This window comes from Algoriphagus persicinus, assembly GCF_035156415.1.
In the GTDB taxonomy this organism is placed as follows: domain Bacteria; phylum Bacteroidota; class Bacteroidia; order Cytophagales; family Cyclobacteriaceae; genus Algoriphagus; species Algoriphagus persicinus.
The window spans coordinates 1-945 of the sequence record NZ_JAYEEY010000074.1; the positions used below are offsets into that span (position 1 = coordinate 1).

Below are 945 nucleotides of genomic sequence, written 5' to 3' on the forward strand. Positions count from 1 at the left end.
TATAATTGCATATATTTATACTGTTAAAAATGCAAGAAATGGATATTTTTCGAGGTCAGGAGATTATAGAGTTCAGTCAACGCTTCCACAGCGAGTTGGATTGCAAGAAATACCTAGCTGAGCTTAAGTGGAAAGATGGGTATACGTGTCGCAAATGCGGCCATAAGGGTAGTCAAATCAGGAAAGACTTTGCACGCACCTGTAATAAATGCAGTGATACTGAGAGTGCTGGTGCTGACACGCTGTTTCATAAGGTTAAATTCGGCATGTTGAAGGCGTTTCACATCTGTTTTGAAATGAGTACGACGACCAAAGGGCTCTCTGCAATGTATGTTTCCAGGCGATACACTATCAATCGTAAAACAGCAATGAGTTTTATGCATAAAGTACGAGAAGGTATGATATCCAGTGGCAAGCACCCTATTCAAGGATCAGTTCATGTGGATGAGTTTGTAGTGGGAGGACAGGAGTCCGGTCACATCGGAAGGAGCTACGGCGGTAAGAAAAAGAAGGTAGTATGTGCCGTGGAGCTTACTGAGGCAGGAAAAGTAAAGCGCTTTTATGCACTTCAGATCAAAGATTTTTCGGCCAAATCACTCCGTCCAATTTTTGATCAACACATTGATAAAATAGCCCAAGTGACCACGGACGAATGGAAAGGATATCGTCCTATCGGCAAAGAATACACGATAAAGCAAGTCCCGAGTGAATTGGGACTGAATTTCAAAGCCATTCACACCATGATCCACAAAGTGAAAACATGGCTAAGAACCACTTATTCTTGGATCAGCAAACGACACATTGATCGCTATCTTAGTGAATTCTCCTACAGAACAAATCGGTCTCAGAGTAAAGAGACCATTTTCCATAATCTGATCAACAGAATGGTTAAGGCTGAAAAATTATATATCCAGAATTTGATATGATGTTAAATGGCCACCTCTA

At 41.2% G+C, this 945-nt stretch carries 1 protein-coding gene; it reads left to right on the forward strand.

Annotated features, from left to right (window positions below; all coding sequences use genetic code 11):
• The first annotated feature begins 38 nt into the window (after positions 1 to 38).
• Entirely contained in the window at positions 39 to 926 is an 888-nt protein-coding gene (locus U3A58_RS21715) for an IS1595 family transposase (protein WP_323826488.1), read from the forward strand.
• The last annotated feature ends 19 nt before the right edge of the window (positions 927 to 945 follow it).